Genomic DNA, 14,831 nt, shown 5'->3' with positions numbered 1-14,831 from the left:
CTGTGCGATTGAGGTTAATCACAACAAGTGTGATAGAGCCGAACTAGGTGCAGTCGAGGTCGTGGTCTGGTACTGCTTCAGCGACTACCTGAGTGGTTCACCCGCATCGATGATCTCGGACGGTTTGTAGGAGGTCGACCAGCAGTTTGAGGCTCGGCATGACGAAGCCTACAATATCCTCGCAAAGCGTCGGCCACGAACGTAAGCTCGAGATGAAATCTGTTGTGGCATCCCGAGTGAGACATTAAGCGAACTAAGAGAATTAGATTTCGTTTGATCTCAAGATTTATTTCACCCACTACATAGAGTTTCTCTATGAACTTACAGGATTCCTTTGATGCAGATGAGCGGATACTCGCGGAGGCGCCGGTATACGATGATCCGCATGCTCTCTTCTTTTCTGGGAAGAGCGGGACGATCGCTTGTACAGAAAGCCAGATTGTGTTCGAGGATAGCAAAAATACCCTCAATATTTCGACAGACAATGTGAGTTCTATCGAATTCCAAGAACCAAAGTGGTCAAGGGCATATCTCTATTCCAGTATAGCATCGATCATCTATGGTATATTTGGAGGTGGGCTTAATTCAGGACTCACTATACTTGCGTTTGTTGTCGGTGTAGTCCTTCTGGCGACAGGATATTGGCAGAGAACGAGTAAATTGACGATTCACATACCAGGAAGAACATACCATTTCAAATCCCGTGGTAGTTCTCTTGGTGAAATTGTCCGTTCGTGTCGGGTGGGAAATATAACGGAAAAATAGAGACGGAGGCTATCCCTACCAATCTGATTTTCACCTGCTAGAAGTTATCGCATACAGTCCCACGGCAACTTGATTTGATCTACGGTTTAAAGACTAACTTGTAAGTACACAAGCCAATAGCCGACGCTACCAAACAACCTCCCGGGTTCGCCGACACGTCAGAGACGAACTCACAGAAGATATCCAGGTACTCTGTGAGCATCATCCAGACTTGCTCGAAGAAGTGCGCGCTATCGTTGGCGAGGCTGTTAACCAACAGTATCCGTAGACACTCTGTTGTTGGTTAAGTGTGACAATACGGTGAGGGAATACTTCTCGAAGAATCGTATTCGCGAGATTTAGGTTCGACCTTTATACACGTCGTCGAGGGGGTACTAGGTATGACCTCGAAAGACCCTCTGGACATCGAGTATCTGACGCACGAACGCGTGCAGCGGTTAATCGATGTTGTGCGATTCTGTGTTGAGGAAATCAGTCTGACATTCGATCAGTGGGACGAACCGCACGTCACTGGACCAGGCCTTTATTTTGCGATTGTATCGGGCCACTCCGTTCGAGACTACGCAGACGTGATGGGTGACGATTACTGGCCGGTCGACATCTCTCACGAAGTTCTCGAAGACGTCGACAGTTTCTACGACGCAGCAAGCGAAGTTGCCATGTCGCGAGACGGTGCGGTGGTGATTAGCGTCGACGGAGTGATCCAAAAGCAGATGGTTCGGTTCCTCGATTTTACCCCCGACACGGTACCTCAAAGCGAACACGCCATAGAGTATGAAGACTGGATGGGTTCACGCCACATGAGTGCGGCCGATACGTCCGCTCGGCCCGAAGTGGTGACGACAATTACGCTCAGCGAAGAAACTGGTCGACTAACTCTATTCGAGGAAGGAAGGTATGTCACGACGCCATACGATGAAATCCGCGATGAACGGGATATGCAAGGAGACAGCGTCGAGTAAGTTCCATGGACGAACTGTAGAGGTAATGTGATAAGTGACTCCTATAAGCTGATGAGTGACTCGGCGTCAACGCCATTTTCGTAGGCTCAGAAACGACGAGTATGGTGAGAGTGTGTGACCCTCGGTTATGACGGTCTCCTAAGAGTCGTCGGATATCTGCAGCAAAGTGTTAATTCCGTCCGTCGCTTTCTGCAACTAGCCGAATCCAACAAGACCCGACGAGTATGTTGTGTCGTCTTCTCCTCAATTTGATGATGCTTCATCAGGAGAATCGTCTACCGATTAGCTGTAACTGAGACCTCCAATGAAAAAGCAATTTGTCCGCTGTAATCGGTGCGGGTATGTTTGCACGGCGCGAGTAAAGCCTGACAACAGCATTGTGCTCCCAGTTATGCGTCAAGAGTGCCCAATCTGTGGCGAAAATACGTTCTCGAAAGTCAGCCTCGCGTCGAACTGAGACTGTGTGCTGCTCGGCCAAAATACCGTATAGTAGAAGACGAATTCGGTGACAATTCTCTTCTACTCTCAGTGATTTGCGGAAGTATCATGGGAACCGTTTTTCTCGTGTTTATTGAGATTCAGTTACTGTAACCATCGTTAGCGACCACCGATATGAATACCGAATTGCTGAATTCAACCGTTGTATGCAGCACGCGACTTCTGAGACGGACAGAGTACGTTCCGACGGGCGCGAGGAATGCAGCGCGCGTCTGCTGTACGTTTCCTAGTCAGGGGAAGGTTGTTGACTGTCAGAAGCGAATTGGGGAGTATGGAGCAGCATGTTCTCGTTCCGGTAGACGTGTCGTCCAGTTCTGAGAGCGCCTTTGAATATGTCTTAGAAGAGATTCCAAGCCAGAAGATAACCCTCCTGCACATACTTAATCCAGTCACCATTTTCAGCTATCCGACTGCTGAGGGATTTGATTATGGTAAAGCTGAGAAAAATGAGCAGGAGAGACGTGAATATGTTGAACAGATTTTTGAAAGATACCGTAATAAGGATGAAGCAGGCAATCGGAGAATCGAAACCGTCATTGAGGCAGGAGCTCCCGCAGAAAAAATCCTTGAGTACGCTGAACGCAATGGTGTAGATCACATTGTAATGGGTAGTCGTGGCCGATCTGGTCTTGAAGCAACACTACTTGGAAGTGTGGCTAGAGGCGTCCTGAAACGATCAGCCGTTCCCGTGACAATCGTCCCCTAGCAATCGGCACACCGTAGACGTACGTGCCGCCAGCTTCAGGCATCCCTGTGGAGTACCGCAGCCGACCATCCCAATGAACGTCTGGAGTTCAAGGAATCGCAATCGTCGTAGGAGTGATTTTTTCTGACAATCTCGAAACGCTCGTCCGCATTCCCCTTGGTTCACAACAGTTGGATGTGACTCTCGACGAATCGTTCTCTATCACTGACATCACCAAGAATGTAGAATAATTGTCTGAAATGTTTTTCTGAGAACGGTTTTGTGTTTTGTTGAATAGCCTTCTAGTATGGAGTCACTCGAATTCGACTCGTGTATACTGTACCTTGGCACCCGGGATGGGTTTCGAGTGGCTCGTCTTACTCCCAGCGGGCTTGAGATTATTGCTCGCGGAGTCAGGGACAATGCGGTCCGCGGAATCGCCGTCGACCCATCGAATCCAGCAGCTGCGTACGTCGGGTGTGGACTCCGAGGATGGGGTCTGTATCGGACAACTGACGCAGGAAGAACCATCGAGGATCTCGGATTCGAAGATCGATGGGTGTGGGATGTTGCGCAACACCCCAGTAATCCTGAGACCGTTTACGTTGGGACCGAGCCACCGATGGTGTACGTATCCGTTGATGATGGTGATACATTCGACGAAATCACGAGTATCGAAGAGTTACCGAGCCGTTCGAAGTGGACGTTTTTCCACGAACCGTTCTATGAGGGCCATATCCACGGGTTCGCTATCCATCCGGCACGTCCGGAGCGAATCTTCGCGGGCGTGGAGCATGGTGCGCTGATCTACACGCACGATGGGGGCGAGACTTGGCACGATGCGCTCGTCGGTCACGATCTCCACCGCATTGCAGTCGATCCAGCCGGTCCAGATCGCGTTCTGGCTGCAACGGGAAGTGGGCTTTTCCATAGTCATGACGCTGGTGAGAGTTGGGCATCAACGCCAGCCCTTCGTGGGAAGTACCTGCATTCGATTATCTTCGATGCCGATGCTCCGAGGTACGCGTATGCCTATGCGGATCAGGAAGGCAGTCCACTGTACAAAAGCGAAGATAGTGGAGACTCGTGGCATGCGATTGGCGAGGGCTTACCCACTGCGAAGCCTGCAGACAACCTCCGTCTCCATCCTGAAGACCCTACCACTCTCATCTATGTTGGCGACGCGAACGAGAAGGAGAGCTCTGTGTACTTGAGTACCAGCTCTGGTGAGACCTGGCATCGTATAGACACGGCGCTTCCGAAGGTGTGGCGGGTAGAAGTCGCACCCGATGACATATAGCGAATCACGTCAATAACCACGATTATTGAACTCATGAACAACAATTTACCGTACCAAATCCTGACCGATGAAGAATTTGACGAGAACATGTCGATAGATGTTGCAATTCACGCAATGCAGCAGGCCATCAAATCCCAGAGAAACCATCAGCTGCAGGAATGAGCCCTAGGATGGCTATAGCGATTAGGAGTACTGGCAATGCGGCAATAATGCCAGCAATCGCACCCACACGGACACCGTCACCCTGTTCTAAAGATAACAGCGAGAGTTCCACGGGTCACCTGACCCGTGGTCGTTTACGTATCCCGCGAGTGCCCCACCGAGGATTGGTGAGACAATAGTGACCGATAAGACGACAGTGGCGATCGCGCCGATAAGCGCATTGAGCCACGTAGAATTTTTTGTTTTTGTCATGAGTCGTCCTCATTTGTATACATTATACCCTTTCAATTTTTTAAATTCATCTCGATTGTGTAGATGATTCATGGATCAGTGTACCCGTGCGATAGTGATCGAATCCAATCCGGAACGCGTCCGAGCGTGATCCAGGTATCATTCTCACGGATCATCACCTGTCCTTCTGTCGTTCCAGCGAGTACATGCCTGTCGGTTACCGTCCAGGCGTAAACGAATTCGTTCGGCGCACCGGGATACTGTTTTCTCTCGAACGTCTCTCCCCCGTCCGTGGATTCGAACAGTGACGCATTCACGCTCCGTTTGTTATACCTGCTGCCCATCGGAAGAGTCGGTGGAAGCGTTTGTGCGGCGGCATACAGCGTCCCACGATGGGAAAACGCTTCTTGGAAGTACGGGCCAGGTAACTCCATGTCGAGGCGCGTCCACGAATGGCCAGCGTCAGTGGTTCGAAAGAGCCCACCGCCGCACGAGACGACGTATTCGTTGGCCGTGACAACGTGCACATGGTGAACGTCGTATTGGAGATCGTCCTTTCGTTCTGTCTCAAGCCCGCCTCGTCGTTCGGTCCACGTCTCACCACCGTCGTCGCTGACGTGGACGCCGCCAACTTCGACGCCTGCCACGATCCGATTCGGTGCATCCGCGTGGACGCCAAGACTTCGGACGTGCGACTTACCCCTATGACGAGGGGTATGCCAGTGGTCACGGGAGGGAAGCTCTTGGAACCCCTCCAGCTCCGTCCACGTTCTCCCTTTGTCCGTCGAGACGTACAGGTGAGCCGGGTGTGTGCCCGCGTACAATCGACTGCCGTCGGGACTGACCGCAACGGCGTACACCTCGGTCCGAGGTACTCCAAGCCGGTCCCATGTCTTTCCCTGATCTTCCGAGCAGTACAGACCGGTTTTCGACGCGGCGAACGAGCCGTGCTCCTCAAACGTATGGACGCCGAGCGTCACTCCCGAGTCAAGCACCCGTTCGACGTCGTCGAGCCTACCACTCACAGAACGGTAGACGCCATCCTGCGTACCGATTAATAACGTCATATTACTCAATTCACCTCTCGAAGCTGGGCCGCTCGAACTTCTCTCGGTTCGATTGCAGCGTACTCGACAGCACGCACGCCGAGCGTCCGAACGCGCTCTCGGAGGCCCTCGTCCGTGAATCCGTCCTCATCAAACGCGGTGCCTGCCTGCGGGACCGCCGCCTGATATGGAAGGGCCCAGGCGTTCAGTGATCGGCAGACATCGCGGAGGTGCGTGAGCGCCGGCGTGGGGAACGGCCCACCCGAGACAACGAGGAGCCCGACGGTCGTGTCTTCGAACTCGGTGAAGCCGCAGTAATCGAGCGCGTTCTTCAACACGCCCGAGTACGACCCATGATACATGGGCGTTCCGAGGATGACCGCATCAGCCTCACGGATCATCCGTCTCACCACGTCGCCGTCTCCTGCCTCCTTGACATCTGTATTGAGCGGCGGGAGGTCCAGTTCCGCCAGGTCGAGCAACTCGGTTGTGCCGCCAGCTGCTTCGACGCTGGCCAGCGCTTCCTGGAGCGCTCGTCGGGTGTGACTTCCTTCACGTCGGCTTCCGCATACTGCCACGACGTGCGGCTGTGCATCCCCCGATGATCGACTGGCTCGTCCGAGAGAGCTCATCGGGACTCGACCTCCGGGTTCGTGGCCCTGGTCAAGACACCGATGATGGTGACTGCGGTGGTCACGTGCATCACCGTGAGGATGGCGAAGACATTCAGTGGCGCGCCGGACAGGTTTGGTGTGAGGAACATCGCAAAGGAGAGCACCAGGAAAACCCCCGCGATGATGGTGAACGTCCGGTTCGGTCGGGCTGAATATCGGTTGACCACTCCGTACACGAGGGTCGCCCCGATGGCAGCAACGGCGGAATTAATGATGACTGGCCCCACTGCGAGTGGTCCGAATGGCCCGCCCACGAATTCGGATGGGAATTCGACGTTGGCTAGCCCGAGGTACAGAACGAGTATATTAACGATGCTTGCGACGAGCAATGCTAAGAGGCCGAATTTTGCGAGTTGGAACGTGCCGACGGAGCTGCTCGATTTCGCTTTGTTCATGGCGGTCGTGGATACCATGTTCAACAGTACAGCTGCTGTAGTAATATACTATCAAGTTAGAAGTTATGGAACAACTCACACAACACGTAGCCACTTACAAACTTTGAAGAAACAAGTTATATGACTTCAGAAGACATAGTTACGTTATGGTCGAACCATCGCACGCTGAAGAATTCATTGAGACGATTCTCTCGAATGAAACAGCGCGGCCGCCCGGATCTGAACAAGCAAAGGAAGACAATAAAACGATGTCTTCGCTCCTCAACCTGCTGGGGAAGAAACACACCATCGTGATCCTCCATCAATTTGCCACCAGTGGCAAGCCATTGCGATTCAGTGACTTAGAAGAAGCCGTTAATATCGCGCCAAACACGCTCTCGAATCGGCTCGGAGAACTCACTGGGGTTGGGTTGTTGACACGGACTGCGTACAACGAAATCCCGCCGCGCGTTGAGTACGACGCCACGGAAAAGGCGAAAGAACTCGCACCCGTCTTCTGGTATCTCGGCGTCTGGACCGAACGGCATTCCCTTGAACCGATATCTGTGAACGATTGAATAGGATGACATAAATCGACAAGGAATATGAGGCAGTATTCACATGCTGAAATACACCCATTCTTCCTACACGGCTCGCTTTGAGCTGCTCCCCAGTCAAAGGCACCCTCCCCGACCCCTTCAAAAATAATGACGACAACTTCCGAATCCGATAGCAAATTGTGCAAGATACCTTCGACATGCTCTCTTCGAGGAGAGGCGATTCGCTCCATGCGATCCCCTACGAGCGGTGATACCAGTGATTAAGCGAATCGCTTTGATTGGAGTGCCATCAAGTGCGGGTGCCTTTGCTCCGGGCCAAGAAAAGACACCCACGGTGCTTCGAGAAGTTGGACTCGTTGAAGCAATTGAGCAGGCGGGTATCACGGTTTCAGATCACGGGGACAGTGAACGTATTCGATGGCGACCTGACCCACAGAATCGCCGTTCACAAAATAGCGATTTGGTCGTCAAGACCGTCGAAGAAACCGCTGCCCGCGTTGAAACCGCACTCTCGGCTGGTGAAATCCCACTAGTAATCGGTGGGGACTGTACTGTTGGGTTAGGAACGGTGGCTGGCACCATCCCATTGGGTGGACGTGTTGGGTTGCTGTACTTCGATTTGCATCCCGATTTGAATACCCCGCAGAGCACCGATGCAGGGGCGCTCGATTGGATGGGCGTCGCGCACGCGATTGGCGGAAGATTAAACGGTTGAAACGCTCTGTCACGCCGGTCCTCGGTTCCCGCTCCTTGAACACAACGATGTGTTCTTCTTCAGCTATGGGCCAGAGAACCGGACAAGCTGGGAGCGAGACGTAATGAAGCGTCACGAGCTTGCGGGAATTCCTGTAGACGAGGTGGGTGCTGGACCAGAAGAAGCAGCCGAGGAAGCACTCCGAGCATTTGACTCACAGGTTGATCATCTGGTCGTCCACTTTGATGTCGACACAATCGATTTCGTCGATCTCCCGTTATCGGAAAATGGTGGCCGTAACGAGGGGCTCACATTTGCGAGATCGGACGGCCTGAATTTCTCCTCGCGGAAATCGCCCGGGGTGTGGGGATCCTTGCTTGCTATGGGCTCTACCGCCAAGGTTGGATCGTCCTGGCAGCCGTCCTCGTACCGGCCGCGGTCTGGCCAGGCGTCGTAGCGACGATAAAACGCCTGCGCGACCTCGGACACGACCCCGGAGTCATTCTCCCAATATTGATGTACCTGAGCGCTGGCTTCGCGGCAGGGTATCAGTACGACCGGCCAGTACAGAGTATCCACTAATCATTCAGTACAGGAGACCAACCTCACAGCACTTTCAGCCCAATGGATGACAATAGAGACATCCAGCCGACGAAAACTCACTCGCTATTGGATATCGGCAGCCTCAAATCGAAGATATCCGAGTATGAGCGGAAGAGCACCCCACAGTACGAGGATTAGGAATCCGACCCAGTCGTCGAGGTACACTGCACTCCCTTCCGGATAGAACGTGATCTCGCTGTACTCCGGAATGATCGCTTTCGTTGCCTTCATGAAGGCAGTCGAGGGGTTGAGCATTCCGATGAATTTGAACCAGTCCGGTAAGCCAGTTTCCGGGATGTCGTTTCCGTATATCGCCAACTGAAGGACGAGAAGCATAACGTCCCATCCCAGCAGGAATATCGAATATAGCACTCCCGCGCCAAAGAGCGCCTTTTTTCTCGATTTCATCGCCGCCGAGAAACCCGTCGCAAGGCCGACGTAGACTGCGCCATAAAAGACTGTAAGGAGCGTGTATTGACTGAATACGACGATGTTGAACGTCTCGTATGTCGCCAGGGCGATGACCCCTGCGACAGAATATCCGACAAGTATCGAAACGGTGATCACGGCAGTGCGACCGAAGAATTTCCCGAATACGACTTCTGCCCGCGAATTGGGGAGTCCCAATATGACTCGGATGGTCCCACTTTCTATTTCACCCGCGATAGTGTCGTAGGCGAGAACTAACCCGATCAGCGGGACCATGAACACTGTGGGTTGTCTCATACTATTCAAAAGGGCTAACGTGCTCGTGTTTGCGGTGCTATCTTGATACATGAGGGGAATCCACTGTATCGAAGCGAGAAAGGTGGCAAACGCAACGAACAGCAAAGTGGTAGCGAGGAGAGAAAACGACCGTATGGAGTCGTGGAAGTCCTTCTTTATTACTGCCAGGAGGGCCATGTGCAACCCATTATCATTAGTCGTATTTAGTTTTCTCACTGTCAACTATATCGATACTAAGACTGACTCAAACGGCGACTGATTGCTGAATTGTCCTCTCGGTTTCGTACGCTCTTTCTGACAGGGACTGGGTAGTTCGTTGTGACTGTGCTGACTACACAGCGCTGATTCAGCGCTTCCCGCGTTCCAAATGTCAGAGTTAAACTGCCTTGACAGCGGATGTCTCCGGGACATCCTCAATGAGAACGTCAAGTTCGTCACCGGCTATCACCGATCTTCTCTCACTGGGAGCCGGACGCTCTCAAGCCAGAACATCTTGAACCGCTGGATGGTCTCGATGAACTTTTCGGGGTCCACCGGCTTCGTGAGGTAGGCGTTCGCATACAGATTGTAAGATTTGACGACATCCTCTTCGGCCCTCGAACTAGTCAGGATGATAACCGGAATGATCTGAAGGTCGTCGTCATTTCGTAGCTCTTCGAGTACCTCTTGGCCATTCTTCCGCGGGAGATTGAGGTCGAGAAGGATGACGTCCGGCTGTGGAGAATCCTCATGGTCGCCACGCTGGTAGAGAAAGTCCACCGCCTCGATGCCATCAGCCACGACGTGGAGGGTGGTGGCGATGTTCCCCTCCTTGAACGCTTCCTCGATGAGCCGGACGTCGCCGGGGTTGTCCTCGACAAGCAGGACGTCGGGCGAATCGCCGTCCCGCTCACTCATCGGCCTCGCCTGCTGCGGGCAGTATGAACGAGAACGTTGCCCCTTCGCCGGGTACGGAGTCGATCCAAATTTCGCCGCCGTGGCGCTCGACGATGCGTTTGCACAGCGCCAGCCCGATCCCCGTCCCGGCATCCTCGTGGCCCTGGAGGCTCTGAAATACCCGGAACACCCGGTCTGCATCCTCTCGAGGGATGCCGATGCCTTCGTCTTCGACCGAGATCACCCAATCGGTCCCGTCCCGTTCGACGGCGACGTGAATCCGGGGCGGCGCGTCGCCGCTGTACTCGATGGCGTTGTCAAGCAGGTTCTGGAACAGCTGGTTGAGCTGGCTGAGGTCGCCGTACACGCGGGGCAGATCCTCGGCGGTGATCTCCGCTCCGGTTTCCTCGATTTTTACCTGGAGATCCTGACGCACGTTCGCGAACACGGCGTCGAGGTCGACAGGTTCGAAAGGGTTTCCGCGGCTATCGACTCGGGAGTACTGTAACAGTCCCTCGATCATCTCGCGCATCCGGCCGGCCCCGTCGACGGCGAATTCGATGAACTCCTGACCGTCCTCGTCAAGCTCGTCGCCGTACCGATGTTCGAGAAGCTGGAGGTAGCTCGAGACCATTCGTAGCGGCTCCTGGAGGTCGTGAGAGGCCGCGTATGCGAACTGTTCGAGGCGCTCGTTCGACTCCTCGAGTTTGTGTTGATACTCCTTGCGTTCGGTGATGTCAGTCACAGCGCCGGGAAATGTGAGTGGATTTCCGTCCTCATCGCACTCGACGCGGCCGCGGGCGACAACCCACCGGAGTTCTCCCTCGTCGTTCCAGACGCGATACTCCTCCTCGTACTCCCCACACGATGCCAGAGCCTCGTCGACCATCGCCTCGACTCGCTCGCGGTCGTCTTCGTGGATGGCGGAGACATATCGATCAAGCGATATCCCCTCTCGTGCGTCGTCTGGATCGATTCCGAACCTCGTAGCGAACGAGGGCCCCATGACCATCATGTCCTCCTGAACGTGCCACTCCCAGGTGCCAACGGCAGCTGCCTCAGTTGCCGCTTCGAGCTGCGCCTTGGCGTCGCGGAGAGCACGCTCGCGCTCCTTCTGCTCTGTGATATCGCGGTCCGAGACGATGATCGAGACAACCTCGCCATCGTCGATGACGGGCCGGAAATATCCACTCACTGTGTAATTCTCTCCAGTTGGCTGGGTAAGATCGGCTTCAAAGTCGACGTAATCACCGCTTGCCGCTCGCTCAATCCACTCCCTCACCTCTGACTGTATCCCGTCATCGTTACCCCACCAGGGCGTCTCCCAGAACGGCTCGCCGGTCACGTCTTCGAGATCCAGGTCGACATACTCCATCGCCGTCTGGTTGATGTCAATGACCGTTCCGTTGGGTTCGAGCAACCCCACGAGAATGTTTGGATCCTCGAAGACAGCCTGATAGCGCCGCTCTTTCTTCTGAAGCTCCTGCTCGCGCTGCCGTTGCTCGGTGATGTCCTCGAAAGCGAAGACGGCTCCGGCCAGCTCGCCGTCCTCGCTCCACTGCGGAGCGCCGTTCACCGACAGCCAGACGCGTTCCCCGCTGGGGCGTCGGAGGCCGAGGACTTGGTTGTGAATTTCCTTCTCCTCGGCGACGACGTAGTCGAAGGGAGCCTCTCCGTCCGCGAGCGGATCGCCCTCCCTGTCGACGAGATCCCAGCGTGGGTCGTCGTGAGAGAAGTCTGAGATCTCCTGGCGGGAACGCCCGTAGATCTCCTCTGCACGCTCATTGGCGAACGACACGGTCCCGTCGGCATCGACGACCGCAATTCCGACCGGATTGGTCTCGACGATTCCTTCGACGAAATAGGGGTCTGATAAATAGTCATCTTCTGTAATGTCCCCTAAATCGCTCATGCCATTGTGATGGGCTACATTGGATAAGTCTATTGTGACTCTACCAGTTCCAAGATCAGTCCTCGAACAAACAACAAGAGGTGCCTGTCTGATCCCTCTTCCGAAGTTAAAGAGGGGGTCTCGCTCTCTGCCCAAACCTACTGAGAATTCTATTCAACGATTTTGGAGTCTGGTTTCCCGTCTGAGCCCCTTTCGGGGGTGGCCATCACTGGAGTCAAACTGCCAAAGCAAGATGATCGATACACTCTCTGTAGTCAGCACGTCGCTTCTGCCAGTATTTGAATAGCTTTCAGCGACTGTGCTGACTACAGGACGCGTATCTTGTATCCGAAGCCATAACGAACCCACCGATATCTACGCCCGCATAGTTATTGAGGGCGACCATCCCACTTGAATCGTGCCTACGACTCCCATCCCTACCGAAACCGGGGCAAGTACTGCTGCTCGTACTTCGATGGCTAGAACGACAGCAGGTGGAATCTCGTCACGAGGAGTCCGGCGGTGAGATAGATCGCTGGCCCGACAAATCTCCAGAGCGGATCGTCGACCCGGAAGAGATGTGTCAGGATGGCCCCGGCCATCGTGGCGACGATTAACAGTCCGCCGAGAACAGCGAGAATTGGCGCGAACACGAGACCGACGAGCAAGCCGAGACCTCCAAAAGCCTCGATGCCACCAGTAACGAATCGGAACCACGCTGGATAGCCGTACCGGTCGAAATCCTCTACCACCAGGTCAATGCCGATTAGCTTCGCAATGCCCGCAGCCAGCATGATGAGTCCGAGCAGCCCTTGCACGAGGGGGATGGCCGTTACAATTGTGCTCATAGTCTACTATTCTTACGCGATTCGAACGGGTGTTCATTCATAACGTTCCATCCCTGTCTCCGACGAGAGGCATGGGTCTGCTACGCTTGTTGAGACTACGGATTTCCCCGTGAATATATTCACCTTTTTAAGCCGCTAGGAAGTCTGTTAAGCTACTCGCCGGCCAACTCCGGTGGTATGGTCCGTGTACACCTGAAGGTCGAGATCGGGGCAGACGACGACAACTGGCTGGCTGGTGTCTCGACCGACTTCTCGGACGCCGAGTTCAAGATCCTGACGAGCCAGCCCGTAGACGATGGCGTGCTCGAACTGATCGAAGTAACGACATCGGATGGGGACGCTATCGTTCGCCGGTTCGACGACGCACCGGAGGTGCGCTCGTACGAAGTGCTCCATTCCGACGACGGGATGGTACTGATCCAGTTGGTGTTCCCGATGCCGTCAACGTATGAGGCGAGGCGTTCGATGGGGATCCTTCCGCGATTTCCTATCATCATCCGAGACGGGTGGGCATCCGGTGAACAAACTACCTCACAGGCGCAGTTGTCGGAGTTAACTACCGAGTTAGCGGCGGCTCACATTCCGTACGAGATACTGTCGTTAACCCAATCATATGACTCGAACGGAGTTCTGACCGAGCGCCAACGGGAGGTCATCACTGAAGCGATTGAACGGGGCTATTACGACAGCCCTCGCGGCTGTACGCTCGTTGAACTTGCAGAAACATTGGGGGTCAATCAATCGGCGGTTAGTGGTGTCCTCCATCGAGCTGAAGGTCGGATTATCAAGGAGTTCATCTTGTAGGCGGCGACAGAGGTAGATGAATCGCTCCTTGGCTCATCCGGTTGTCACAGGACAATCGATGACGAATTCTTCGAGAGCTACACCGCTTGTAGATACCACGTTGCTGAATGCATTCTCTGTATTTCGCATGGCGTTTTTGACTGAACCTTGGTAGTTCGTAGAGGTGCTGCTGACGACAGTGGGACCTCAGTTATTGATTCCAGCCGGCCCGTTCGAGATACGCCGTTAGCCGGGAGAAGGAGAGCCCGTGGTCGGCCTGGAGCTTGTCGATTGGCGACTCATAGCCATGCTCGTTGAACCACTCAAACATCACACGATACTCTTCTCCTCCTTGCTCCATCATCTCTTCTAGGTCGGCAGGCGCGACGTGTTGGGCAGTCACGTCGACACCAGTAACGTCGGCCATTCGGATCGCTGTTGCAGTAAGTGTGAGTTCGTCGCTCGCCAGTTCAAACGTCTCACCGATGTAACGCTCAGGGTCAGCGAACACCTTGACAACAAACGCTCCGAGGTCGTCGACGTCGAGCATCTGCAACGGGACATGTCGTTCCATCGCGAGCGCAAGCGTCCCTTGCATGATATCCTCGCGATTGGCTTCCAGATTTTGCATGAAGAACACGGGGCGGACGACGGTCGCGTTCAGGCCAGATTCCTCGAGGTACTGTTCGATTTCCCACTTGGAGTCGAAGTGAGAGATTCCAGTGTCGCGTTCGGCTCCACCGACGGAACTGAACACGAAGTGGTCAACCTCGGCGTTGACAGCGGCATCGACAGCGTTCTTGCCGTGTTGAACTTCGATCTCGTAGCCGTGTTCCCAGAAATTGGTGACACAGAAGACTCCATCCACCGCTTCCATGGCTGCCTCGAGTGCATCGGTCTCGGTGAGATTCCCCTCGATGACCTCTGCACCGTTCTCTTCGAGCGAGCGCGCTGCATCACTCTCGGGATTGCGCGACAGCGCGTAGACGGTGACTTGATTTTCCAGAAGATGATTGGCAACCGCCCCTCCCTGTGTCCCGGTGGCTCCGATAACGAGAACTGAATCACTCATACATATACGACCAGACTCGACAGGCAAAATTCCCATCCCTTACGGGTCATATCCTGTGGCGAGTGAACTACCCCACCCTAC

The 14,831-nt window shown here is 54.3% G+C and carries 16 protein-coding genes and 1 pseudogene; 7 read left to right on the top strand and 10 right to left on the bottom strand.

Features of this window, described 5'->3' with window-relative positions:
- Nucleotides 1–315: 315 nt before the first annotated feature.
- From LAQ58_RS17115 to LAQ58_RS17100, 4 genes are all read left to right on the top strand, one after another.
- Nucleotides 316–765, top strand: a complete 450-nt coding sequence (locus LAQ58_RS17115; protein ID WP_224450474.1) for a hypothetical protein — start codon at nucleotides 316–318, stop codon at nucleotides 763–765.
- A 380-nt stretch (nucleotides 766–1,145) separates the two neighbouring features.
- Complete coding sequence (locus tag LAQ58_RS17110) at nucleotides 1,146–1,727, top strand: diadenylate cyclase (protein WP_224450473.1); 582 nt, start codon at nucleotides 1,146–1,148, stop codon at nucleotides 1,725–1,727.
- A gap of 769 nt (nucleotides 1,728–2,496) precedes the next feature.
- Complete coding sequence (locus LAQ58_RS17105) at nucleotides 2,497–2,931, top strand: universal stress protein (RefSeq protein WP_224450472.1); 435 nt, start codon at nucleotides 2,497–2,499, stop codon at nucleotides 2,929–2,931.
- 286 nt (nucleotides 2,932–3,217) lie between these two features.
- Nucleotides 3,218–4,210: a VPS10 domain-containing protein gene (locus LAQ58_RS17100; RefSeq protein WP_224450471.1), complete on the top strand. Its 993-nt coding sequence runs from the start codon at nucleotides 3,218–3,220 to the stop codon at nucleotides 4,208–4,210.
- Nucleotides 4,211–4,459: 249 nt separating this feature from the next.
- Here the strand turns inward: LAQ58_RS17100 and LAQ58_RS17095 are convergent, their stop codons facing one another.
- From LAQ58_RS17095 to LAQ58_RS17080, 4 genes are all read right to left on the bottom strand, one after another.
- The gene (locus LAQ58_RS17095) at nucleotides 4,460–4,624 is read right to left on the bottom strand and encodes a DUF5518 domain-containing protein (RefSeq protein ID WP_224450470.1); all 165 of its coding nucleotides are present in this window, start codon (nucleotides 4,622–4,624) and stop codon (nucleotides 4,460–4,462) included.
- Nucleotides 4,625–4,692: 68 nt separating this feature from the next.
- The gene (locus tag LAQ58_RS17090) at nucleotides 4,693–5,670 is read right to left on the bottom strand and encodes a WD40/YVTN/BNR-like repeat-containing protein (protein ID WP_224450469.1); all 978 of its coding nucleotides are present in this window, start codon (nucleotides 5,668–5,670) and stop codon (nucleotides 4,693–4,695) included.
- A 5-nt stretch (nucleotides 5,671–5,675) separates the two neighbouring features.
- A complete protein-coding gene (locus tag LAQ58_RS17085; RefSeq protein ID WP_224450468.1) occupies nucleotides 5,676–6,281 on the bottom strand; it encodes an NADPH-dependent FMN reductase in 606 nt (201 codons plus the stop codon).
- Nucleotides 6,278–6,736, bottom strand: a complete 459-nt coding sequence (locus LAQ58_RS17080) for a DUF6069 family protein (RefSeq protein ID WP_224450467.1) — start codon at nucleotides 6,734–6,736, stop codon at nucleotides 6,278–6,280. Before LAQ58_RS17080 ends, LAQ58_RS17085 begins: the two co-directional genes overlap by 4 nt.
- Before the next feature lie 128 nt (nucleotides 6,737–6,864).
- On the opposite strand from LAQ58_RS17080, the gene LAQ58_RS17075 reads away from it, so the two are divergent.
- Both LAQ58_RS17075 and LAQ58_RS17070 read left to right on the top strand, forming a co-directional pair.
- Nucleotides 6,865–7,275 (top strand): winged helix-turn-helix transcriptional regulator, encoded by a 411-nt coding sequence (locus tag LAQ58_RS17075; RefSeq protein ID WP_224450466.1) that lies wholly within the window; start codon nucleotides 6,865–6,867, stop codon nucleotides 7,273–7,275.
- A gap of 238 nt (nucleotides 7,276–7,513) precedes the next feature.
- Nucleotides 7,514–7,972 (top strand): arginase family protein, encoded by a 459-nt coding sequence (locus tag LAQ58_RS17070; protein WP_224450465.1) that lies wholly within the window; start codon nucleotides 7,514–7,516, stop codon nucleotides 7,970–7,972.
- A 645-nt stretch (nucleotides 7,973–8,617) separates the two neighbouring features.
- Here the strand turns inward: LAQ58_RS17070 and LAQ58_RS17065 are convergent.
- The 5 genes and pseudogenes from LAQ58_RS17065 to LAQ58_RS17050 all read right to left on the bottom strand — a co-directional run bounded on the left by LAQ58_RS17065 (nucleotide 8,618) and on the right by LAQ58_RS17050 (nucleotide 12,895).
- Nucleotides 8,618–9,457, bottom strand: coding sequence for an ABC transporter permease subunit (locus tag LAQ58_RS17065; protein WP_224450464.1), 840 nt, complete (start codon nucleotides 9,455–9,457; stop codon nucleotides 8,618–8,620).
- A 267-nt stretch (nucleotides 9,458–9,724) separates the two neighbouring features.
- A complete protein-coding gene (locus tag LAQ58_RS17060; RefSeq protein WP_224450463.1) occupies nucleotides 9,725–10,177 on the bottom strand; it encodes a response regulator in 453 nt (150 codons plus the stop codon).
- Nucleotides 10,170–11,582: a sensor histidine kinase gene (locus tag LAQ58_RS17055; RefSeq protein ID WP_425490746.1), complete on the bottom strand. Its 1,413-nt coding sequence runs from the start codon at nucleotides 11,580–11,582 to the stop codon at nucleotides 10,170–10,172. The genes LAQ58_RS17060 and LAQ58_RS17055 overlap by 8 nt, the downstream gene beginning before the upstream one ends.
- A gap of 111 nt (nucleotides 11,583–11,693) precedes the next feature.
- A pseudogene (locus LAQ58_RS19165) lies at nucleotides 11,694–12,068 on the bottom strand (PAS domain-containing protein); the annotation flags it as partial.
- Nucleotides 12,069–12,526: 458 nt separating this feature from the next.
- Nucleotides 12,527–12,895, bottom strand: coding sequence for a DoxX family protein (locus LAQ58_RS17050; protein WP_224450461.1), 369 nt, complete (start codon nucleotides 12,893–12,895; stop codon nucleotides 12,527–12,529).
- Nucleotides 12,896–13,072: 177 nt separating this feature from the next.
- Here LAQ58_RS17050 and LAQ58_RS17045 point away from each other — a divergent pair, with 177 nt between their 5' ends.
- Nucleotides 13,073–13,699, top strand: a complete 627-nt coding sequence (locus LAQ58_RS17045) for a helix-turn-helix domain-containing protein (RefSeq protein WP_224450460.1) — start codon at nucleotides 13,073–13,075, stop codon at nucleotides 13,697–13,699.
- Nucleotides 13,700–13,889: 190 nt separating this feature from the next.
- On the opposite strand, the gene LAQ58_RS17040 is transcribed toward LAQ58_RS17045, so the two are convergent.
- Complete coding sequence (locus LAQ58_RS17040) at nucleotides 13,890–14,750, bottom strand: NmrA/HSCARG family protein (protein ID WP_224450459.1); 861 nt, start codon at nucleotides 14,748–14,750, stop codon at nucleotides 13,890–13,892.
- Between the last annotated feature and the right edge of the window lie 81 nt (nucleotides 14,751–14,831).

Source organism: Haloprofundus salilacus, assembly GCF_020150815.1.
GTDB lineage: Archaea > Halobacteriota > Halobacteria > Halobacteriales > Haloferacaceae > Haloprofundus > Haloprofundus salilacus.
Note: the sequence above shows the minus strand (reverse complement) of the source record. Positions and strands in the feature narration are given on the sequence as shown.